The sequence below is a fragment of the Teredinibacter haidensis genome, from assembly GCF_014211975.1.
In the GTDB taxonomy this organism is placed as follows: Bacteria; Pseudomonadota; Gammaproteobacteria; order Pseudomonadales; family Cellvibrionaceae; genus Teredinibacter; species Teredinibacter haidensis.
Window position 1 is genome coordinate 1,603,256 of the sequence record NZ_CP060084.1, and the last position, 22,716, is coordinate 1,625,971.

A 22,716-nucleotide genomic window follows, 5' to 3' on the forward strand; every position below is an offset into this window, starting at 1 on the left:
TGTTACGGAACTTATCTCAAAAAAATTAAACTGCAGCCAGCTCCGCTGCTTGCTCTACATCTACGGTCACCATGCGCGATACCCCAGGTTCATGCATGGTGACACCCATTAGTTGATGCGCCATTTCCATAGCGATCTTGTTGTGGGTAATGTAAATAAACTGCACCTGCCCAGACATCTCCTCGACCATACGTGCGTAACGGCCAACATTGGCATCATCCAAGGGTGCATCCACCTCATCCAGCATACAGAAAGGAGCCGGGTTCAAACGGAAAATGGAGAACACCAGCGCAATTGCCGTTAATGCTTTTTCTCCACCCGACAACAGATGAATGGTACTGTTTTTCTTACCCGGCGGACGAGCCATAATGGCAATACCAGTGTCGAGCATATCCTCGCCCGTGAGCTCCAGGTAGGCGTGACCGCCACCAAACACTTTCGGAAAGAGTTCCTGCAAGCCTGTATTGATCTGATCGAAGGTCTCTTTAAAGCGCGTGCGCGTTTCCCTATCGATCTTCTTAATGGCATTTTCCAGTGTTTCCAGCGCTTCGTTCAGATCCTCGTTCTGAGCATCCAGGTAGTTCTTGCGCTCGGACTCGATCTTGTACTCGTCAATGGCCGCCAAGTTAATGGGGCCAAGGCGCGCAATCCGGTTGCCCATTTTAGTTAAGGCCTCTTCCAGCTCTGACTCAGAATCGTCTTCGTCCAACAGCGTCAGAACGGTTTCCAGGTCGAACTCGTGCTCAACAAGCTGCTGCTTCAAGCCTTCGGCCTGAACATCCAGCGTTTGAGCATCTAGACGCGCCGTTTCGAGACTGGTGCGAATACCCGATATGGTTGATTCGATTTGATGTCGCTGTTTTTCGACTTCACGCAAAGCCGCTTCCACTGTTTCTACAATACGGCGCGTTTCTGTCAGCTCTTGCTCAACCGAAACACGTTTTTCTAACAGAGCCTCCAGTTCGAGCTTCTGTTCTTCTACTGGTTCCCGGTTTTCTTCCAACGCGGTTCGCAGCGTTTCCCTACGCTCCTGCATGCGCCCCATTTGATCCTGCAGGCGCTGGATACCCTGCTTGATGGCATCAACCTGCGTCTTCAGTGACTGATGACGCATAGCAAGCTCATGGGAGCGATCTTTATCATGTCTAGCCTTCTGGCGTGCCTGATCGAGCTTACTGCGAATATCATCCCGACGATGAAGCAGCTGCTCACGCTCTGAGGTATCCGTCTCCATCGCGGTAATCGCTTTATGTAACAGCGTTCGGGCATCCACTAAATTCTGTGATTCCGCATCCATCTGGCTTTTAGCGTCGGCAATATCGCGGCTGGTACGTTCACGTCCTTCCGTCACCTTCTCAATTTTTGCCTTACCTGAGCCTAGCTGAGACCGTAAATCGCTATACTTGCGAGATAAGTCATCGGCCTCCCGGCGAACATTATCGCGCTCACGCTCGCTATCACTGTGACGCAGTTTGGTCTTTTCCAGATCTTCATTAAGCTGTTCGATGCGCTCCTCAAGCGATTCAAGTTGAATACCGAGGTTTTCCAGCTCCTGCTGGCGTGCAATTACGCCGGAGCTGGCATCATCGTCCTTTACAATCTTCAGCCAGTTGGCTCCCAACCAGAGTCCATCCTGCGTAACAATTGACTCCCCTGCTTTCAAGGATTCTCTCTGGCTAAGCGCTTCGGCAAGCGTGTCGGCAACCAGCACGCCTTGCAACAGTGAAGAGAGATCGATGGAGGATGATATCTTTCCCAGCAGAGATGCTGAGGGGCCAGCAGCGCCGGCACCCACCGTTTCAAACAGTGTAATTTCGCCGGTATCGAAAGCACCCAAAGCGTCGCTTAGCTGCTGCAGAGACTGCTCAACGCAGACAGCCTGCAAAGAATTCCCCAGCACGACTTCAGCCGCTTTTTCCCAGCCCGCCGCAACTTCCAGCTTTTCGGCCAAGCGAGGGTATTCGGACATGCCCTGTGTATCCAGCCATTCACTGACAGCGCCGGAGTTCTGTCCCAGTGCGGCTTGCTGCAGAGCTTCCAAAGACGCGTGTCGACCACGGGAAGATTGCAGTTCAGTGCGCAGTTGGTCGCGATCTTCAGTTAGGCGGTACTGCTGCTCACGGCTTTCGTTCACCACCTCTGTCAGCTGTTCAACCTGCTCTTTTTTCTCTTCAACCGTTAGCTCCAGGGTTGCCATCTCCTCCTGAAGCATTTCAATATCTTCTTGAGCATCGCCAACAACCAGGGCATCGCGTTCGCGCTCCAGCTTATCCATACGCTCCAACAGCCGGGTCTGAACCTGTTCCAGATATTTAATGCGCGATTGCTGCACCTCAGCCTGCTGTCTTGGCTCTGCCGCACGTTGGTTAAACTGATCCCAATCCTGTTGCCACAAATGCATGGCCTCTTCGATCTCCACCAGCACAGAACCCGATTCTTCTTCAGAGCCTTGAACCAGATCCAGCTCGGGCACAATTTCCAGCAGCTCGGCTTCCCAGCCTTCGGCCTTCGCTTTGTCCACAGCCAAATGTTCTTCCGCTTCACTGCAATCACGCTCGGTTTGCTCAATATCGATCCGCAGCTGTCGCTCACGTTCCTCTGCGTGCTGTATGGTCTGCTCTACGCGGCTGATATCCGAACCAATAGAATAATAGCGGCCCTGCACCTCATTAAAGGTATCGCTCTTTTCAGTGTACTCGGTGCGGTACTTTTCTATCTCGGAATCCTGGCGTACCTGCTCAGTTACCTGAGCTTCAACTTTCAGCTCTAACTCTCTGATTTCTTTATGTTTATGATCTGACTTTAAATGTAATACCTGATAGCGAAGCGCTTGAAGCTTTGCTTTAAGTTCACGCTCTTCCTTTTTGAATTCTGTATACTTTTCCGCAGCCTGGGACTGACGCTCCAGGCGTGATAGCTGCCGCTCCAACTCTTCGCGAATATCCGTCAATCGCTCGAGATTTTCCTGTGTTCTGCGCATGCGATTTTCAGTATCGCGACGACGTTCTTTGTATTTCGAAATGCCCGCAGCTTCTTCCACATAGACACGCAGCTCCTCCGGCTTGGCTTCGATTAAACGAGAAATCATGCCCTGCTCGATAATGGCGTAACTACGCGGTCCCAATCCGGTGCCGAGGAAAATATCGGTAATATCGCGGCGGCGACATTTGCTGCCGTTCAAATAGTAAAAGTTCTGGCTTTCTCGGGTGACTTTTCGCTTGATAGAAATCTCAGAGAAACCGGCATACTCGCCGACAACGGAACCATCACTGTTATCGAACACCAGTTCGATCGATGCCTGGCCAACGGGCTTTCGACCTCCAGAGCCGTTAAAAATAACGTCTGTCATGGATTCACCGCGAAGGTTTTTCGCTGACGACTCCCCCATCACCCAACGAACAGCATCGATAATGTTAGATTTACCGCAACCGTTTGGCCCAACAACCGCACAGAGGTTGCTGGGAAAGTTAACCGTGGTTGGATCGACAAAGGATTTAAATCCCGCCAGCTTGATACATTTCAACCGCATAAAAAGTGAACACCAATTTTGAGTGTTTGCGCCAAACTTAGCCCTAATTTGGGCGTTTACGCAAGATAGGAAAAACAGCCGATTCTACACAGATAGACCCGGCGAAGCATTAGCGTTGTTACGGAATTTGCTCGACAATCTTCAATGTAACAGTTTCTGATTGTTCGGCCACGATTACGGGCCCTTCCGACACTTGCCAATCACCCGATTGAGGAATAGCACTGCCAGAACCTGTAATACGAGCGACTAATTCCACCTGAGGAAAACTGCTTAAATTCATACCGTCGGTCATTGCGGAGCTATTATCCAATTCAATTCGAATGGGCAAATCCGACACTTTTAACTTGCGAATAGCAATGGGCATTTTGGGCCCCTGCCAGGCACGGGCATAGACAAACACATGGTCATCTGGGTTTGCGTTTACCACCGTTGCGTCGTAGCTCACCGACACCTTAATAGTCGAACCCTCTACCACATTTTTCTTTTTCTTCTTCGATGCTGCCGTACTGCCAGATTTTTCCAGTGCCGCTTGTGCACGAGCAATACCACCAGACAACGCGACAGAAGACGGCGATTTGGGATCGAGTTGAGAGACCGCGAGGCTCCAGTGCTCAATCGCAGTTTGGTAAGCCCCCGACTGGTAAGCCTCAATACCGGCCAAGCCCAGAGCAGTGGGCATACGCGGATTAAGCTGCAAAGCCATCTGGGTGTTTTCGCTCACCTCGGGCGTAATGGTATTTCCCGCCCGTAAAAATAATGCCTGAGCCAACTCTGCCATTACCTGAGCGGCATTGGGCTCAATCTCCAGAACTCTTCGATACGCACGTACAGCCTCATCGTGATCCCCCAACTCCGAAGCAACAGAAGCCAATAGGTGCCAATTGTGACTGTTGCCAGGCTTGCTTTGCAGACGATTCTGCAAACTCTCGATAAGCGTTTCACTCAACTGATTACGCTCTGCCATATCTACTGTTTGGGCGCGCTCTTTTGCGAGCTGATAAATATCCCAATCAGGCTTTGCGCCAACAGCGCCATAAATACCTAAAGCTACGAGCGGCAACAGCAATGCCAGCGCCATAACGGGCAAACGGCTTTTAAAATTGGAAACAATCGGCTTTTCAGAGCGCGCCGCACTACTATCGCTCTCTTCGATCATGGTTTTTTCAAGATCGCGCTTCAACAGATTCAGATCAACCGACTCAATTTCGCCACGCGAGTGGGTTTCTTCTAGTTCGCGCAGGTGATCGTGATAAACATCCTCACTGACCTGTCCCTGCGCATCGGTAAGCAGCTCTCGCTTCTTTTCCCTGCGAATAAATATAGTTGGCCAAACAACAAAACCCATGGCCAGCAGGCTTAAAGCCAGAAAACCTTGCCAAAATGCGATTTCCACTCAATATCCCCTAAAGTAAATTCCCGTCAGCTGGACGTATTATCTTTTTCATTTTCCAGCGTATCGCCTGCTGGCGCCTCAGCCTCTTCATTGTCATCTGTGTCGCAACCCGCCCTGCGGCGCCGAACCAAAATTGTTGCAAACACTAATACGCCGACGCCAAGCATAATGACCGGCGCCCACCATAATACCAGGGTGTTTTTTTGCACTGGGGGACGATAGAGAACAAAATCGCCGTAGCGATTGACCATATAGTCTTTTATTTCGGATTCAGTCTGACCCGCGCGAATCATGCGAGCCACTTCGTTGCGCAAATCAATGGCTATTGCAGAATTGGAATCGGAGAGGTTTTGGTTTTGGCATTTGGGACAACGCAACTCCTGCACCAGAACCTGATACCGCCCCCGTTGCGGCTCGGAATCGAATTCGTAAGCATCAATAGCAACTTGCGAGCTAACGGCAGCAAGACTCACCAAGCCAAACAGAAGCGCAGTTGAAATGCACGTCAAACGAGCAGCGGAGAATGATATTTTCGCCAAGGCATTCGCCCCCCTAATTATTAGCTCAGCATTATAGCAGCGAGGCTCCAAACAGATACAGGCGCGCTACGAAATTGTCTCGAATTGCTCACAACTCCATCAATCCTGTTGATAACTTCGAAGAGAAGGGTTAAACGCTCAACTTTCACACAAGTGATTGAAAAAAAACAACAATTAATCTGTAACAAAGGTATTGACCGCACATTAAGAATCATTACAATAGCCGCTCCTTTCGGGGGTGGTTAGCTCAGTTGGGAGAGCGACGGCCTTACAAGCCGTAGGTCACAGGTTCGACCCCTGTACCACCCACCACTTGACCAGTGGTATTAACGAAGGATTCGCGGCCCGGTAGTTCAGTTGGTTAGAATGCCGGCCTGTCACGCCGGAGGTCGAGGGTTCAAGTCCCTTCCGGGTCGCCAAATACAAAAAAGCCCTGCTCGTAAGAGTGGGGCTTTTTTGTATTTGCATTTCAAAGAAATTTTACTGAATCAAATGTGGACGGTCACCGACCGCCCAGAAAGAGTATGGGAACCGGAAGGCGCAGTCTCGCCCCTCCGGATTACTCATAGCAAGCCTTCTACCATCCACACTCCCTGCCTTTATTTTGCTCTTCCAGCCACTCTTGCACCGGAGCAAAATAATCCACAATTGCAGAAGCATCCAGTTCGCGTTGCCCAGTTAAAGCTTCCATCGCATCCTGCCAGGGACGGCTGCTTCCCATCTCCATCATCGCTTTGAGTTTTTCACCTGCGGCTTTGTTGCCATAAATCGAACAACGGTGCAGTGGGCCTTCGTAACCTGCTGTCTCGCAAAGCGCACGATGGAATTGGAACTGTTGGATAAACGCCAGGAAATAGCGAGTGTAGGGTGTGTTTCCTGGGATATGGTATTTCGCACCGGGGTCGAAGTTATCTTCTGTGCGCCCTTCTGGAGCAACAATACCCTGGTAGTCTTCGCGCAGCTTCCACCAGCCCTTATTGTAATCTTCCGGCGCTAGCTCACCGTTGAAGACCTGCCAGCGCCACTTATCCACGATCAAACCAAAGGGCAAAAACGCTATTTTATCGAGCGCCTGAGACACGAGGTAGCTCAGATCTTCACTCTCGGGCGGCTCTTTATCCAGCAGGCCGATATCAACGAGGTAGCTTGGCGTAATAGAAAGCGCAACCGTATCGCCAAGAGCCTCGTGGAATCCGTCGTTGGCACTGCCGCGAAACAGAAGCGGTTGCTCTTTATAGGCTCGCTGATAGTAATTGTGGCCCAGCTCGTGGTGAATGGTTTGAAAGTCTTCTGCATCTTTTTGAATACACATTTTAATACGCAGGTCGTCCTTGTCATCCAGATCCCAGGCGCTCGCGTGACACACCACCTCACGATCCTGAGGTTTCAAAAACAGAGATCGTTCCCAGAAGGTTTCCGGCAGAGGAGCAAAGCCAAGGGATGAAAAGAAGCTTTCACCTACTTTGACCATATCCAGCTCAGACATGCCGCTTTCTTCGATCAATTGAGTGAGATTGTAACTGGATTCACCGCCGTCGGGCTTCACCTTGTTATACACATTGCCCCAGGTTTGTGCCCACATATTGCCTAACAAATGCGCGGGGATTTTGCCCGTTTTAGGCGCAACATCGTCGCCATAGGCCTCGTTCAGCTCAGCGCGAACATGGCAGTGGAGAGCGTCATACAGCGGTTTGACCTTTTGCCATTGGCGGTCGACATCTACCGAAAATTCATCCGGAGACATATCATAGTTGGAACGCCACATAACCGAGAGATTATCAAAGCCGAGGTCCTGCGCACCTTGATTGGCGATCTCGACCTGACGCTGATACAGGCTGCGCATAGGTGGTGAGACCTTTCGCCAACCCAGCCACATTTCCTTCATTAACGCTGGGTCTTCGCCGGCAGAGAGAATTTTTCCCATATCCAACAAGTTAAAGCACTCGCCAGACTGACGGCAATACTTACCTTCGCCATACATCGCCTGCATTTTCGAACCGATCTCGGAAAGTTCGGTAGCCAGATCCTCATCATTTGGAGAGGGAAAAGACAAGCCCGCACGCAGTGCATCCAGCTTACGCCGGGTAACAGGATCGAGCTGGGCCGTATCCCAGTTCTTCACCTTCATCGCATATTGTACAGTTTGCAGCGTAAACTCCTTAAAGGCGCGCGCCTCCACGTACTGGCTATCACTATTAATATAGGTAGCGCCCAACCAAGCAGCGTGATTAGCGAACAAACTGGCATCGGCCATCGCCTTTTCGGCGTTATCCAAAAACGTCTCGGCACTCGCCTGATCGTAAACGATTTGCTCAGCCACAGGCTCGGATACTTTTTGCTCGCAAGCGGTAATAACGAATGGAAAAATAGCTGCCACGATTAGCGGTTTAAACAATATTCTCACAGGAGGACCTCATAGATGGGCTTAGCTTCTAAGTATACGAACTCTTAACACCTCTAGGAATTGCGAAAAGTGCCATCTCTTCTATTCTTTTGGAACAATTGGAAATATTTCTACCGCTTTACTCGTTTCGGTGCACAAAATAGATGTCTAGTATCTACAGACGAACCAATTCCTATAAAAAGTTTTCACTTGAGGTTGAATCAAGCCCCCGTAGGCATGTCCAAGAATAATCTGGCTTAAGAGGCTTATCATGAAACACTACTACATATGGTTGGCAGCGTGGCTGATGAGCTACTCGTCAATGGCTATGCCCGCCCCTCTCAACCAACAACTCAAGGCGTATACACAACCATCGGGAGAAAAAGTCTATTTGACCCGTGTTGGCAATAAAGAACTGAATTGGTTTGAAACGAGGAAGGGCAGCATAGTTGTACTCAATCCAACCTCGGGCGCTTATGAATACGCGACGCTTATAGAGGTAAACGGCACAAAAAAACTTAGCGCCTCACAAATTGCAGTCGGAAAAAAAATAAATAATAGCGACTTTAAGATCATGAACCGTAAAGATCTTCCCCCTATCATTAAGCTAAAACTAAAAACCAAAAAAACCAGCCAACAATGACCGGTTTTTTTGGTTACCTATTAGATCTAATTAGTAGCCCCCTTCTCTCCACGTGCCTATAGCAGGCACTCTAGAGAGCTTAACTTTACCCACCGTACCATCCCGGCTGTTAGCTATTACCCGTATATGTAAACCATAATGAGGAATCACTCGCCCTGCATCCGGAATCTCTGGAGACAGATAGCTTAAATGGTCGCTAAAAAAGGGCTTGGGCCTGTTGAAAAAATCAAACATCGATATCTCCCCCGCCTCTGGATCATCAAGTAGCAACCAAAGAAAGCTCGCAGGCTTAAGGCTGAAAGCAGCATCATGAATCTGATACCGCGTGGAGGCCACGTAGCCATCGCTCCAAACAAGAGTGCGCTGATCGGCATCTACAACACCGACATACCCATCACCAGGGTGAACACCAACCCAGTTATCACTAAAGTAATCATCGACATACCACAACAACAACCCTTCATTACTCGACATATACTGGTCTGCAACTGGGATATATTTTAATCCTTCATCAATGCCCTTGTGTGTACGCCACTCCATCAGATAATAATGCGTACTTAGAACATAGCCCATATCACGCGTGAAACCGCTTAAGCCAATATCAGAGAGGTCACTTTCCGCATCAGCAATTAACGTACTGCCGCCATCGGTAACAATGGAGATATCGTCCAGATACAACCCCGGATTACTCACATAGGCATCGGTTATATAATAAACTTCAAGGGATACAACCTCACCAACATACGCCGTAAGATCAAATACCGCATCAATCCAACCGTCACTTTTCCCCGTAATACCATTGCCAAAATTCTGTCCAAAGGGATCAAAGTCCGTTGTAATATTTCCCGGAATAGCGACGCCATTTACGGCAACATAGGCGTAATCCCAATCCTCTTCAATATCAATATTTGCCTTAAATTCCAGCGCTGCCGTTGTAGCTGTAGTTAAATCAACCTCTGTAACAAGGTAGTTATAAAGATCGTCGCCACTACCGCTAAAGTAAACCCATTCACCACTTGCAGGCTCAACGACAACCGTCTTTTTATCGGGCAGGTCTACGCGGACAACGTCGTTATTGGTTCCCTTGGTAGCGGCCTGATCAAGCAGCAAGCGCTCACCTCTAAAATTGAGGTCGTCTATATGCAGACGCGCACCGGTAAGCCAATTGCCACCCATGGTATCTTGAAGAAATTCTTTCGACCAGGCGCTAAATCCTGTCGGCTGAGTACCTGCAACTTTTCCCGTCCATGAGCCACTTGCCATCAAAGACCAATATGAGACAGGCTCACCCCTGCCGCTGTACATCGTATCGTATTCATCCGGCAGGCCAAGATCGTGGCCGTATTCATGACAAATAACCCCCGGTGCAGCATCGATGGGCTGAATGGTGTAATCGTAAGCAGCCATAACGCCGCCCCAATAGGTAATATCGGTTGCGGTATCATCCAAAGTTAAGATGTCATCGAGGTTCCAACGGTGCGACCAAATTGCATCTTCCAGCAACGCGCCGCCACCCGCCTCTTCTCCAATAGCAGAATGAATAATCTGTACGTGATCGACAAGTCCGTCCGGCTCCCAGTAATCGCCATCGCCATCAAGATCGTAGCGGTCCTCAATATCGAAATCAGCCAAATTCACATCAGGGTCTGCCTGCGCGGCCAAAAGCGCTTCAATAACCAGCTCCCTTGGAGCCATATCATTTTCGCTATAAGGATCATTTGCGCCGTAGTAAGCAGCATTTTTACTGGCCATATACCAACCGGCAACGGCCCCTGTTACACCGTAACTTCCACCGGACTGCGATTTATAGTAGCCCTGCATGGTAATTAAAGTTTCACCATTTGGTCCGCTAAAGCCATCCTCATTAAACAGCAACGATTCATAGTGAGCTTTAGTATAATTTTCGTAATACATATCCGTATCCTCAGGCAGAACGCTGTTATGAGGATAATCTGGAAATTCAATAAGAACCGTTAGTAATTTTGCTTGGTTAACACCACCTTCATAAATTTCGTCTTCAACGGAATCCGGCCGAGAAGAGCCACCCCGAAAATGTTTTTTAGCCTGGTAACCCTTACCAAAATTGGCGCTACCAAAATGCTTTTGAGGTACCGTAGAGTTAAACTGAGCGGATTCCGACAAATTCTGAACTGCATCCATTGCAGCTGTCTGGCGCTGCTTTAACATGGCATAGAGTGCCGTTTCGGCTTCACTCCTTGAAGCGTAAGAGGATATCTTTCCCGACTTTTTCAGCATCTCGATAAGACGCTCTTCATTGGCTATTGCCAAATCGAATGGTGCACCGGAAAGATGCGAGCTGCGAGCCCCCATTGCACTTAGCGGTAAAAGTAATAATGCTGACAACAGATAGTGTAAAAATCGGTCCATATCAAAAATCCCTTGAATTAAAAGCAACAAACCAGGGGAAATAGTAGACAGCATATTTCAATATGTCGATCACACAAAAGTAGGGAGATTGCTAAAACGTCATACCCAAAACGATCAACTTAACTGCCCTAAAACGCCATGATTGTTTATGCGTCAAAAATTGTCGTCTCATACACCATCCCATTTTCCAAAAATAATTTATGCGCACGTGTTTAAGTATATTTATACAAGAACGTTCGGAATTATTTTCGGCATGGCATGATCATTTGGTGGCGCACTGGAAAGGTGCTTTCGCTACCGACTAAAAAATAAAACAGGGAGTTAACTCTGCATTGTCAATGCTGTCGATCGACGAACCATATTACGATAGGCGCCAATTAGGTATTTAATATACCATCACAAACAGAAAACACGGCGCCTACAACCTTCGTAGGCACACCAATAGGAATCGAAAGTTAATTTTCCTCGCCTTTTAATATTGCTCATTGCCACGCTAGAGAATGGCAATACAGATGCGGGCGGGGTGAAACGACATATGAATTCTTACGAGAGCCGCGGGAACTAGTGATAAACACTTACCGGGCGTTTCTGGAAAATTTGAATTTGCACAAAACGGCGCGAACTTTCTATTTCACACTGAAATTTAAAAACTCACTACTCATTCACAGTATATTTTTGTTTTAGCTACGATTCTAAGTTAATTTACGGCCTTACAATAATAACGCTGGTGGTCGGCACCGCAATCCCTCAGATGGCGCAGTGAACATTAATGATCTCGAAAATACTTGAGTGGAAAGCACCCGTTCCCATCACCTCACTATGCTCGCCTTAACCCTATTTTTTCTAGGATTGGGCAGGCAATCGCCGTTTCTGCCAACGGAACAAAAACGCTGTAATGTCTGTAAATTGAGATGTCTGTTTTTTGTTGGACGTATGTTTGAGTCATAAGACTTAAGCACTTTCTCGACGTTCGGTTGTGGTTTTAATCGAGCCTCACATGTTAGCTAACGACTAACGAACACCTAACCATTTCTTAAGAGAGGCATTTTATGTTGATGATTAATAAGGCACTTCAGCGTGTTGCCACGCTGCTGTGTACGGGTTTCGTTGCGGTATTTACTTCCGTAGCATCCGCCGCACAGTGCGAATACTTAGTGACCAATGAATGGAATGGAGGCTTTACAGGCGCCGTTCGAATTACCAATAACGAATCTTCCGCATTAACAACGTGGGAACTTTCCTGGGAGTACGGCGACGGTTCCGCTATTACCAATAGCTGGAATGTCAGCCTTTCTGGCAACAACCCCTACACTGCAACACCCCTAGGCTGGAACGCTAACATTGCACCTGGCGGAATCGTGGAGTTCGGTTTCCAGGGGAGCAAAGGTGCTGATTCGGCTTCGACGCCAACTCTCCTTGGGGATATCTGTGGAGGCACCAGCAGCAGCTCTAGTTCAAGTTCAAGTTCAAGTTCAAGTTCAAGTTCAAGTTCAAGTTCAAGTTCAAGTTCAAGTTCAAGTTCAAATTCAAGTTCAAGTTCAAGTAGCAGCTCTAGCTTGAGTAGTTCCAGCAGCAGTTCAAGTAATGGAGGCGCCTGTGTTATTCAGTGTGACTGGTACGGTGAAACTCATCCTTTGTGTGAAAACCAAACTTCAGGCTGGGGTTGGGAAAACAACCAAAGCTGTATCGGCTCAACAACCTGTGAAAGCCAGTCGGGCAACGGTGGTATTGTCGAGACGTGTACGAATTCGTCCAGCTCAAGTTCCTCCAGTAGCAGCTCTTCCAGCAGCTCAAATTCTAGTTCATCGAGCAGCTCTTCAAGCTCCGCTGGAATCCCTGTCGGCTCGATCCTCGTCTACGCCGTAAACGCCGGAGGAGCTGCCTTGACGATTGGCGACGTTGCCTACAATGCAGACAACTTCTACTCTGGTGGAACAGCCAATCCCACGACTAATGCGATTGACGGAACAACGGCAGACGCCCTTTACCAAAGCGAGCGTTACGGCACGGTCACATACGAGATCCCAGTTACTAACGCCACCTACACCGTAGAATTACACTTTGCTGAACTGTATCAAACGGCCTCCGACAGCCGTTACTTCAGTGTATCGGTGGAAGGGCAACCGGTACTTACCGATAAAGACCTATACGCCGATGTCGGCCCCCAAACAGCTTTCGATGTTATTGTGCCAAGTGTGAATGTGGCTGACGAAAAGCTAACAATAGAACTTACGGCTAGTCTCGATAATGCAACAATCAGTGGCCTTGCCATTTACTCCAATGATGGTGGCGTATTTGTCCAGCCGTCCGAACCTGACGGTTGCGATCTACCTAGCAATTTGAGCTGGACCTCCACCGACGCAATCATCCAACCAAAAAACGGTGCTTCGAATGTGAAGGATCCGTCTATCGTTTACTACGATAACAAGTATCACGTATTCGCTACCGCTTACACATCTGGCTCCTATCGATCCATCTATCTCAATTTCTCTGATTTTAGCCAGGCATCTTCAGCAACTCACACGAGCTTTTCTCCTGGCGGCAGCTCAACTGTCGCACCTCAGGTATTCTTTTTCTCGCCGCAAAACAAGTGGTACATCGTTACCCAGTGGAATGCCAAGTACACAACAACAACCAACATTAATGACCCCAGTAGCTGGACAGCTCCCCAAGCATTTTGGCCTAGCACTAGCGGCGGCCATGCGGGTGCGCTTGATTATTGGGTCATATGTGATGATGCCAACTGTTACATGTACTTCTTTAAAGATGACGGCGTCATGTACTACGTTAAAACCTCGGTCGGCAACTTCCCGAACTTTGATATTAACCAAGTTCAAACAGCTAACATCTCGGGCAGTGGCGGACAAAGTATCGTCTTCGAGGCAGGAAATGTGTACAAGGTTAAAGGTACCGATAAATATCTTCTGATGGTTGAAGGCTGGGGTACCTCCGAAAGTCGACGCTTGTATCGAGCCTGGACCTCCACCAGTTTAGATGGGCCTTGGGAAGCCTATAAAACATCGGAAAGTGATCCATTTGCAGGTCTCAACAACGTCACCTTCCCGAATGGCCAATGGTCACAACAGATCAGCCATGGCGAACTGGTACGGGCCGGCTACGACGAGAAAATGGAGCTTGATGCCTGTAATATGAAATTTTTGTATCAGGGAGTGGATTTGAGTGGCCACAGCGGCTCATACGATGAAAGGCCCTATAAGCTTGGGCTACTGGAAGCTAATTAATTCCGGCTATACCTGTCTAGCCCATGAATACGTCCTCACCACCTAGCGGGGACTTATTCATGGGCAAGGCTAAAATTCAACCCCAGACCTATACAGCGGTAAAGTATTCCCTTGGCGCCCGTCCCCTTCCGGCCCATTCCAACTCCGGTCGGCAGCCTCAAACTTGCGCTAAATATGCGTGTGGATTCACCCATAATATGGCGCTATTGCCAAGTTATGGTAAAAAAAGTCCACTGCCAAATTATGGTAAAACGAGGCTTTATGCGTTAAAAAGCCCAGCAATATAGAGTTGCTGGGCTTTTTTATTGTCCAAACTATAGCCCCAGCATGCTCAGCTTAGCTTCATGTCTTCGATCATCTTGTGCGTAAATCGTCAATCACGCCCATATTGATTTATATCAGCGCGAGGGGAATAAAGACATGACTGGCAGCAAACGTCCATGCGAGACGCGTACTGTAACTCCGAATTTCTGGCAACGAACATTGATTAAATCCGAAATCATAGACCCCAAAACCGAGTTTTATTTACTGTTAAGCATCTTAAATATGTCGAGGGCTTTTGAACAAGTATGATACAAATAAGGCTCCAAGATACAAAACCTTTCAAGCATAGCCTCTAATCTCGTAATGGCGTCTTCACTGATTGGCAGATACGCCAATTCTGTGCACCATTGCCCTATATATTCTGCCCAACCATCTTTATCCTCAAAGGCTGCTCCCGCCACAACACCTATTGCCAGATAGTTTTCGGGCTCAGAATCCACATCAATATAGTCCCGATATAGTCGGCTTAAGATCGTCACCGATACAGCAAGCTTTTTACTTCTGGACATACAGGCAACCTGAGCCAGTCCGTTTAACACCTGGTAGACAGAATCCTTGTCGTTAACCGCTGCCAACTTGTGCTGTGCGCTTTCGAGTAGCGAAACTACACGCTCCAAATATTCGTCATCAATTTTCCAGAAGGGAGCTGAATTCATCAAAACCCGGTAGGACTCAAATGACGCTTCGCCGTTGATATGCTTAGCAAGCAAATTTGAGATTTCATCCGGCACAACCGCTGGTGCAGAGTTACCTTCCAATGGCCCAGGCAAGAACGAGTGCATATTCAATCGCGAACCAGGCGTAAGCTCCTTTTGAAGATATTCAACCGCCTCACACTTATCGGGCTCTTGACACGCGACATTTACCCGCCCATACAGTTCATTAATAAATTGCTCTGCGGTTAAGTAAGTCGGCAGCCACCTTGGCTCTTCTATTAAATCGATAAAGCTTTGGCAGAAAAAGTAAAGCCCCCTTTGCTGAGAAGCCCACTGCTCAACTTTGTCAAAAGCAACGCCCTCTTCCAGCGCCACTTTAACAATTAAGGCTGACTGGGCGAATGAAGCAAGGCGCCTGTAGAATGGTGGCATTCCTTTGAATATCTTCAATCGCGCCAGTTCGCCATCAACAAAAACTGCCATTGAGCAAAACAGGCGTAGGTTATTTAACGTTTTGGCAGAAGATATGCGTTCAAACAGCTTTTTAATAATCGCGGCTGATGAATCCTTGAATTTCAGTATGCCTACTTCGAGGCATGATATTAAAAGTATTGGGTGGCAGGTTTCGATTGCCCGGTTTGCTATTGACTGATACGAAGCCTCGTCAACAAGGCCATTGGAAACGACTGCTGATATAGACTTGTGAATGCACATCAAAAAATCGTTCTCAGTCACTCCACTTTCTATTCTGCTGTCAAAATACTGTTTTAGCTCGACCTTACAATACTCATCAATATTGTTACTCCCGCAATATTTCCCCACAAGCCTTTCGTAATAGCGAATATCACTTGAAACTAGCGTGGAAACTTTATTTGATGGGCCCTGAAACTCCTGCCTTAACAGAGCCTCAATGTGACTTGGCGAGCAATCCAAATCAAGCAACAAATCTGATACGTCATTATCACTGATTATTGATGCCGAAAGCACTGCCCCCAAACGTTCCAGCTCCTCTTTGGAAAGCGATCTACCCTTCGCTTCTGCCTCAAATAGGCTTAACCGCCTGTCCGCATCAGAACAAAGCGGCCAAAAACTATCATTAAGTATCTGCAAATCACCCTTGGTTAAGGAAAAGGCTGGACGTTCACCCGGATGATGGAGTAGAGACCAAGGATTGCCATTAATATCCTCCAGAAAAAATTCTTCCTCGATATTTTCAAAAGCACTGCGAATAGCCTTAAAGAGAGCACTTCTGGAAAAGGCTATATCTTTATCACCAAAACTGACTGTGGCATCTGTCGCAAGAGCCAGCTCTTCCAACAACTTAGAATCAGATAATAGTTCAGCCCTTACCAGGCTGGGGAATAAATTGATAACATGGGAGGCCATAAAAGCACGCATAGAATCAGAGTTAGCCATCCAACTCTTCCTCCAATGTCGAATGTTGAGAAATGCTTTTAACCTGCTGTTTCATCGAATCAACCACATTCTTAAAACTCCATGGATCGATATCCCTCAGCGGCCCCAGAACAAACTCATCTAACCATGCTTTGTAGCCATCCTTTTGCTCATCAGATAAAGACTCCGGTGCAATCAACATGGAATTCACCTTTAAAACCTCACCCAAATAGGCCATCCCTCCATCGCCCCTTATTTGGTGGGTCTGAGCCCACTCCCGATAGCCCATCAGCTCATAAAGCCAGCAAGATCTGACACGGCTTAGTTCGAGTGGAATATCTGCCGACCACTGAGCCCTTATGGCTTGTGCAATCGTTTTCGTTGTTTCGTGTAGCCACTGCGCATCTCGCGGGAGCTGAACTAGACCACTAATCCTGATCAAAAGCAGATTTTCTCTTATCAGTTTTAGCTGTTTAGTTGGCTTAAACTCACCATTTACCATAACCGAGTGATTTAGGTGATATTCAAGCTCTTCAGCAGAAATGCCAACAAACTCAAACCCAAACTCCCGAAGCGATGTTCTGGCATCAAGCTTCTGTTCTTGAGAAATAAGTCCTTTGTGGTGTAGCGTATCGATAAAGTCTAGTGATGTAAAAATTGGTACCGTTCTTCCATCAAATGTAATATTTCGATGCCTGTTCATAAATCGATCATCTATCAAAGCTGCATCGCATACTTTCAGCGTCTCAAAAAGTTCTTCTGTTGGCCTGGCATAATTATTCTTAGAGGCAACAGCCACTTGGTTTTTATTTAACGGCATTTCAGCAAGAATCACTTTCCCAGATGTAAGCCCATTAGAAAACAGCTTCCTTATATTTTCTATTTTCGAATCTGCCAGCTCGATGGTTGAATCGTAGTTTATCAGCGACCTATACCTATCCCGCTCCCCTTTAAAGACATACACTTCGAACCCGGCCTCGCTGAGCTTGTCGAGCATTTCAACGGTCATTAAATAGGTAATTGACAGTGAATCGAGAAATAATATTGCACCACTTGCTACTTCAAGATCGGTAGGCCACTCTTTCTCGTGTTGGCGCAGGTAATTTAAGGCTTTACCACACTGAGCTTCCGTTATTACTGCCAGACCTTCGAGTTTTTTAATTAATTGTGTGCATGAAATCACACTGTGGTTAAATGAAGAAAGGTCAACTTCCACCTCCCTGAAGGAGCCACCGACCTTATACACAGGGCAGGAACAGACTACCAATGCCTGCGATTCATTTGTAGGATTCGCGTGTGCCTCCTCAAGCATACAAGCAAGCTCATCACCTACATCCAGCGCCAGCCCAGGGTTGTTGATTGTTTTTGGATGAAAAACTGAAATTCTGCCGTCAGATACCAGCCGCTCAAAATATTTTGCCTTTTCGATCTGGCTCGGCTGGTGAAAAGCAACTTTTTGCTTTTCTTCAAACAACCAGCGCATGAACGAGTGAGGGATAACAATTCTCTTGAAGCAATCAAACAAATGATGTAGTTGCCCTATATCCTCCATAACCAGCGCACTGGAGGCATCGATGGCAATCGTCTCACTATCAGTAATCTGATCCGACCTAGCACCATGAAATATCGGGACTAAATTTTTCCGCCGTATATCTTTCGCGCTTTTGTTTTCCTGGGGCTGAACCAGATAAAAGTCAGACATCGTCCTGTTCAATAGCTCCGCCACTGTATAAACAGGCGCATCACCATCAATATAGGCTTTATAAACCTTCTCATTTTTCTCCCTGGCTTCAGACATCATCTCGTTTAAGTCTTCTAATGAAGCCCTATGCAATGGGCCATCGTCATTGGAGAGAACCATCGCTTTATTGAGCCACTCAGATGTTTTTTGATTGTCCTCCCAGCCCATCGTGGTCGCCGTAAAGTACGATGCCGCTAACACTTGAGGATCTTCAGTATATTTACCAGTACAAAACTCTACTATTTGCCTCGCTCGACCTGGGGAAACGGCCTTAGCTAACTGGGCGGCCTGTAAAAGATCATCGGCCTTCAACTCCTCCCGGCTATTCCAGCTATCCTCCACAAAAACGCTAAGGGATTCCCAGTCACCACCGAATATAGACAAATTGATTTCAAGCGTTTTAAGGTCAAGTAGTTGTGATTTAGATTGCCTCAACAGTGCAATCTGTTCATGGGCACCACTTAGGTCCCCCTTTCTAAATAGAGACCAAGCCCAGTGAGCCTGCAATCCCTCGCTTCTCTTAACGAGATCCTTCTTATCTGACAGAAATTGATGAAGCTCAGAAAATTTTCCAAGCGAAGAGGCGGCATTACAGACTCTGATAGCATCCGATTCCTGGCCAGTGCGATCAAATAGTTCCCGGCAATATGAGTAATATCTATCTCCAAGGTTTTCTCTTTCCAGTAAATTAACCAAATGAGAAAGGTCATTTGTAGCTTTACTTTGTTGATATTGGTTTATGGCTAATGCAACTGGATCTTTACCCTTAGCTGACTCAATGATATTTTTCAGACTCCTTACTTCAGCTTCAGGTGCCCCCGAACCCTCTATCTTTTGCAGGAGCTGTTCTGCATCATCCACCAGCCCAGACCGCGCCAATGCCTCTATTTCAAGCATGCCAACAGCAACGGGATTAACGGCTTTTTTCATTTGATGTCTGTGGCTGGCAATATATTCCACCACTGCCGGGAATGACTTTTTTGTGTGTGCCAATACAAACCTGGCTAAACCAAGAATTGGATCATTACCATGGCTTAGCGCTGTCCGCCTATCAACCTCATTTTCAATAGACTCATAATCAATATCAATTCCAAACGCAAATGCTAATGGTAGATACTCAAGCGTTTTTTGAGTGTAACTAATGAAGTAACTCTGAAGCTGTGCCTTTGCCTGTTCGTATGTTTCACTGTTTCTTAGCTCTAACCACAGCACATAGCTATCCGCTATATTCGCGACATCTTCAGCACCGAGATGCCTTGCAAGACCCGAACAGATTTTAAATAGCTCGACAGCGCGAGTTCTAAGCACTATAGATTCAGAATCATCTGCCAGTGGAAACCTATCTGCCGCGAAGGGAATATAAGTCAACACACTCTCACGGAGCTCAACGGCCTGAATTGCGTTTACCAAGAACGTAAATGCAGAAAGCTGAGCCAGCGCTGGAGACATAGACAAGGATTCATCGCCTACAGACTTTACAACATTTAAAGCCTTTTCCCATTGATGCTCTGAGAGTAACGCAGAAACTAAAACAACTTTTCCATCGTTATCTAAGTCCTGAACACTTAAACCTGCACCGTCAAGCCAGTCAAAAGCAGCTTCGTTTCCCTCCACTGTTTTTTTAACCATGAAGAAGGCGGCATAATTCGATGGGCCACTTGCCTTAAACAAACCAGACGCCGCCTCTACATCGTTCGATCCAATCGCATCAAAAAAGGCCTGTGCTATTACCGCCTCCTCCGTTTGGCACAGTTTTTTAGAGCTTGATAACCAGCTTTTCGCCTGCTCAACTCTTTCCCCCACGCACAAGTACCTTGCCAGTAGTGCCAGTGTCTTGGCTTTTGCTTGAGGGGTGCCGCCGGACAACTCTCCATCAATAACGCTTTCTGCTAAAGCGATCGCCTTTTCTTCCTTAGGAAACGAACCGAAAAATCGCAGTGAGGTAATTTCGTGAGCAAGCTTCTCTATTTTTTCGTCTTGAAGGTGTTGAGCTGTAAACCATGCGCTTCGAATTTTATCAACTACCAAATCTGCTGTTTGTTTTGGATGATCCTTGACGACATCCAGTAGCTTTTTTTCGCTGTCCTGGCGCATTGATTTAACTTGAAGCCAGACATCAATCAAATAAATCACAATACTTAAGCCGATTAGCACCCAGCCAGTTATGTACATTGGAGTAGATATTGACCCGCTATATTCTGGAAGAACCTTCTGATTACTCAAAAACCAATTTAGAATATCCAGCCACAAAGGAGGATTAAGGATACTTATTCCTGTCAATAACAGAGGCACACTTAATGCTTTCGCTAATGAAGGTCTAAATAGTGCAACCAAAAATTTTATGTTTTCCCGCACAACGTCCCAACCAGTGTTCATGGTGGTCTAATTCCTTCCTGAGGGTATTTTCTTATTCAATGGCTTAAGGCTGCAGTATCGTCATGACCCCACTCGGCCGCAAGCTCGAACAGCTTCGACGAAGCCATGGTCTTCAGCAATCACGAACGCTGCAGAAGCAAGGATTCAGTCTTGTTACAACTCCGCCATGGCGAATGGACATAAAGGCCCACCACTCTTAAGCGTATTCAACCAGCTTACCCAAGTTCTCACACTTTCAGAAGAAGAAAGGTGCAATTTGTGGCGCGCAACCAACTCTGTGCCAAGTATTATCGAGCAACACACCAACATTAAGCTAAGCAATAAAGAATTTGACAACTTAGCAAGCTATTTTGAAAAAGTTAAAGATATTGAAATACCTGATGACATTATCAAATATCGGGATGATAACAACTAGAATAATAAATTATTATACATCCAGTAGTGCCAGTTAAAAAGCAACGTTGTCATGAAAAAATCTCGACAACCTTGTACTCCAGTCTTCGTCTAAGCGACACAGCCTGAAAAAGTGACGGTCGATTCCCCTCTCGGCGACTAGATGATTCTGGGCTAAATATTTCGCTGTTTAACTCGGAGCCAATAATCGATTCGAGTCTATTATCGTGAGATTCCTCGGCAATAGGTATGTACTTATCATGTACTGTTCTATCAGGTATTATTAAGCCTTTGTACTTAAATAGATCGTTTACTTCTACCATCCTACGATCAAAAGAGACGTACATCGGAAAACAGAAAAATTCGGCTTCTGGATATATCCCTTCCGGGATAAACTCATAGTTTTTAGCTTTTTCTTTAGTCGCAGAGCCTCGTTCGACATTTCTGATTAGAATAAAATCCCATGCCATTCCATTAACAATAGAAGCAATTTTTGCAGGCTTTGCGTTTCTGTTAACCGGCTCAAAAAAACTGAGTGATTCCCCATAAAGCCAAAGAGTGCACACTATAAGTTCTCGATAAAATATACCAGAAAGGGTTCTATCACAAAATTTGACCAACCCTATCACTTTTTCTTCTTTGGAAATCTCGCTATATCGAAGCTGAATAGTTTTCAATATCAAACAAGCGATGAGCGTCTGGAGATATTCCCTTTCCTCAAGATCTTGTACGAAGGTATCATTTGAGAATAGAGACATTGATCCTTCAACTCTCTCCCTAAGCGTATCATTAGAGTACTCATACCTAACATCACCAGCTTCCTTAAAATATTCTTTATTCGCATCTGAAAACTTGTTCAATGCAAATAGTTGGTCTCTAATTGATTTTTCCTCACCAGCCAAAAAATTCCCGTAGTTTTCATAAATAAAGAACGTAAAATCAAGCATCACATCTGCATCGTACAGATCCGAAATCAGGTTTTTAAAGCTCTGACCAAGATCACTATTAATAAACTTCCTTTTCTCCGGTTTTTTTTGCTTTAAGTCGCTGATGTATCTGAGTGCGTATTTGGCAATTTGCGTGTCAAGATATGCGATGGGGACGGAGGGAATTACAGCTCGATCACTTGTGAATACTTCTCGCATAATTTTTTCGTTGAAATAATAAACATTTTTCTTAGAAAAAATGCTTCGCACATGATACTGCCCCTGTTCAATAGCTCCAGAAATCGGCTTAAGGGGCGATTGAGATCCGATATCATCAAAGCCATAGACAACCGTTGCGCCTTTTAAAATGGCTCTGTTTTTATGCCATGCAGTAAAAACACCATCGAAGTCTCTGGCTTGTTTAAATTCATTCACTAAAATTGCTACGTCTTCCTGCCTCATATTGAAATATCCATATAAAACAATTACTTATGACTGCCAAGTTATGGGTTTATTATCTGCTGTTTATGCCATTATATAGGTGAACTGGGTCAAACCCGCTATCCATTTCGAACACACTGGTCAATTTTTAGCCCAATCTTGCCAAAATATGGGTGAACGGGCCTGCCAAGAAATGGGTGAATCCACATGCGCTCTTCGAGCCAGTTTACCTATCACAGCAAGCTTCCGAAAATAACGTCCCTATGCCCCCTTATACCGATTAAACCCTGCGATTCCCCTCATTATAACGGCTGGGTCTTGCGTTGCCTTACGTGCCATCAGAATGG

At 46.6% G+C, this 22,716-nt stretch carries 11 protein-coding genes and 2 tRNA genes; 5 read left to right on the forward strand and 8 right to left on the reverse strand.

The features are described from left to right. Positions 1–25: 25 nt before the first annotated feature. The 3 genes from smc to H5715_RS06245 all read right to left on the reverse strand — a co-directional run bounded on the left by smc (position 26) and on the right by H5715_RS06245 (position 5,461). Positions 26–3,529, reverse strand: coding sequence for a chromosome segregation protein SMC (gene smc / locus H5715_RS06235; RefSeq protein WP_075187363.1), 3,504 nt, complete (start codon positions 3,527–3,529; stop codon positions 26–28). Positions 3,530–3,647: 118 nt separating this feature from the next. Next, positions 3,648–4,922, reverse strand: a complete 1,275-nt coding sequence (gene ccmI, locus H5715_RS06240) for a c-type cytochrome biogenesis protein CcmI (RefSeq protein WP_075187362.1) — start codon at positions 4,920–4,922, stop codon at positions 3,648–3,650. A gap of 26 nt (positions 4,923–4,948) precedes the next feature. Next, complete coding sequence (locus H5715_RS06245) at positions 4,949–5,461, reverse strand: cytochrome c-type biogenesis protein (protein WP_425507016.1); 513 nt, start codon at positions 5,459–5,461, stop codon at positions 4,949–4,951. A 236-nt stretch (positions 5,462–5,697) separates the two neighbouring features. Between H5715_RS06245 and H5715_RS06250 the strand changes: the two genes are divergently transcribed. Both H5715_RS06250 and H5715_RS06255 read left to right on the forward strand, forming a co-directional pair. Next, positions 5,698–5,773 (forward strand) — tRNA-Val (locus H5715_RS06250). A gap of 30 nt (positions 5,774–5,803) precedes the next feature. Then, positions 5,804–5,880 (forward strand) — tRNA-Asp (locus H5715_RS06255). 158 nt (positions 5,881–6,038) lie between these two features. On the opposite strand, the gene H5715_RS06260 is transcribed toward H5715_RS06255, so the two are convergent. Continuing rightward, complete coding sequence (locus H5715_RS06260; protein WP_343044318.1) at positions 6,039–7,814, reverse strand: M2 family metallopeptidase; 1,776 nt, start codon at positions 7,812–7,814, stop codon at positions 6,039–6,041. A 301-nt stretch (positions 7,815–8,115) separates the two neighbouring features. Here H5715_RS06260 and H5715_RS06265 point away from each other — a divergent pair, with 301 nt between their 5' ends. Beyond that, entirely contained in the window at positions 8,116–8,487 is a 372-nt protein-coding gene (locus H5715_RS06265; protein ID WP_075187361.1) for a hypothetical protein, read from the forward strand. Between the two features lie 30 nt (positions 8,488–8,517). On the opposite strand, the gene H5715_RS06270 is transcribed toward H5715_RS06265, so the two are convergent. After that, on the reverse strand, positions 8,518–10,875 hold the full coding sequence (locus H5715_RS06270; RefSeq protein WP_075187504.1) for an immune inhibitor A domain-containing protein: 2,358 nt from the start codon (positions 10,873–10,875) through the stop codon (positions 8,518–8,520). Positions 10,876–11,924: 1,049 nt separating this feature from the next. On the opposite strand from H5715_RS06270, the gene H5715_RS06275 reads away from it, so the two are divergent. Next, a complete protein-coding gene (locus tag H5715_RS06275) occupies positions 11,925–14,117 on the forward strand; it encodes a non-reducing end alpha-L-arabinofuranosidase family hydrolase (RefSeq protein ID WP_185906607.1) in 2,193 nt (730 codons plus the stop codon). Positions 14,118–14,638: 521 nt separating this feature from the next. Here the strand turns inward: H5715_RS06275 and H5715_RS06280 are convergent. Together H5715_RS06280 and H5715_RS06285 are read right to left on the reverse strand one after the other, a co-directional pair. Beyond that, positions 14,639–16,513, reverse strand: coding sequence for a hypothetical protein (locus H5715_RS06280; RefSeq protein ID WP_075187360.1), 1,875 nt, complete (start codon positions 16,511–16,513; stop codon positions 14,639–14,641). Further along, entirely contained in the window at positions 16,506–20,609 is a 4,104-nt protein-coding gene (locus tag H5715_RS06285; RefSeq protein WP_075187359.1) for an HTH domain-containing protein, read from the reverse strand. The genes H5715_RS06280 and H5715_RS06285 overlap by 8 nt, the downstream gene beginning before the upstream one ends. A 166-nt stretch (positions 20,610–20,775) precedes the next feature. On the opposite strand from H5715_RS06285, the gene H5715_RS06290 reads away from it, so the two are divergent. Further along, positions 20,776–21,024 (forward strand): hypothetical protein, encoded by a 249-nt coding sequence (locus H5715_RS06290; RefSeq protein WP_075187358.1) that lies wholly within the window; start codon positions 20,776–20,778, stop codon positions 21,022–21,024. 49 nt (positions 21,025–21,073) lie between these two features. On the opposite strand, the gene H5715_RS06295 is transcribed toward H5715_RS06290, so the two are convergent. Beyond that, the gene (locus H5715_RS06295; RefSeq protein WP_075187357.1) at positions 21,074–22,390 is read right to left on the reverse strand and encodes a hypothetical protein; all 1,317 of its coding nucleotides are present in this window, start codon (positions 22,388–22,390) and stop codon (positions 21,074–21,076) included. Positions 22,391–22,716 lie beyond the last annotated feature (326 nt).

Bases quoted from the DNA above. Each gene is read 5' to 3' on its own strand.
- H5715_RS06265 (WP_075187361.1), top strand. From the start codon at position 8,116: ATGAAACACTACTACATATGGTTGGCAGCGTGGCTGATGAGCTACTCG.
- H5715_RS06270 (WP_075187504.1), bottom strand. From the start codon at position 10,875: ATGGACCGATTTTTACACTATCTGTTGTCAGCATTATTACTTTTACCG.
- H5715_RS06285 (WP_075187359.1), bottom strand. From the start codon at position 20,609: ATGAACACTGGTTGGGACGTTGTGCGGGAAAACATAAAATTTTTGGTT.
- H5715_RS06280 (WP_075187360.1), bottom strand. From the start codon at position 16,513: ATGGCTAACTCTGATTCTATGCGTGCTTTTATGGCCTCCCATGTTATC.
- H5715_RS06290 (WP_075187358.1), top strand. From the start codon at position 20,776: ATGGCGAATGGACATAAAGGCCCACCACTCTTAAGCGTATTCAACCAG.
- H5715_RS06295 (WP_075187357.1), bottom strand. From the start codon at position 22,390: ATGAGGCAGGAAGACGTAGCAATTTTAGTGAATGAATTTAAACAAGCC.
- H5715_RS06275 (WP_185906607.1), top strand. From the start codon at position 11,925: ATGTTGATGATTAATAAGGCACTTCAGCGTGTTGCCACGCTGCTGTGT.
- smc (WP_075187363.1), bottom strand. From the start codon at position 3,529: ATGCGGTTGAAATGTATCAAGCTGGCGGGATTTAAATCCTTTGTCGAT.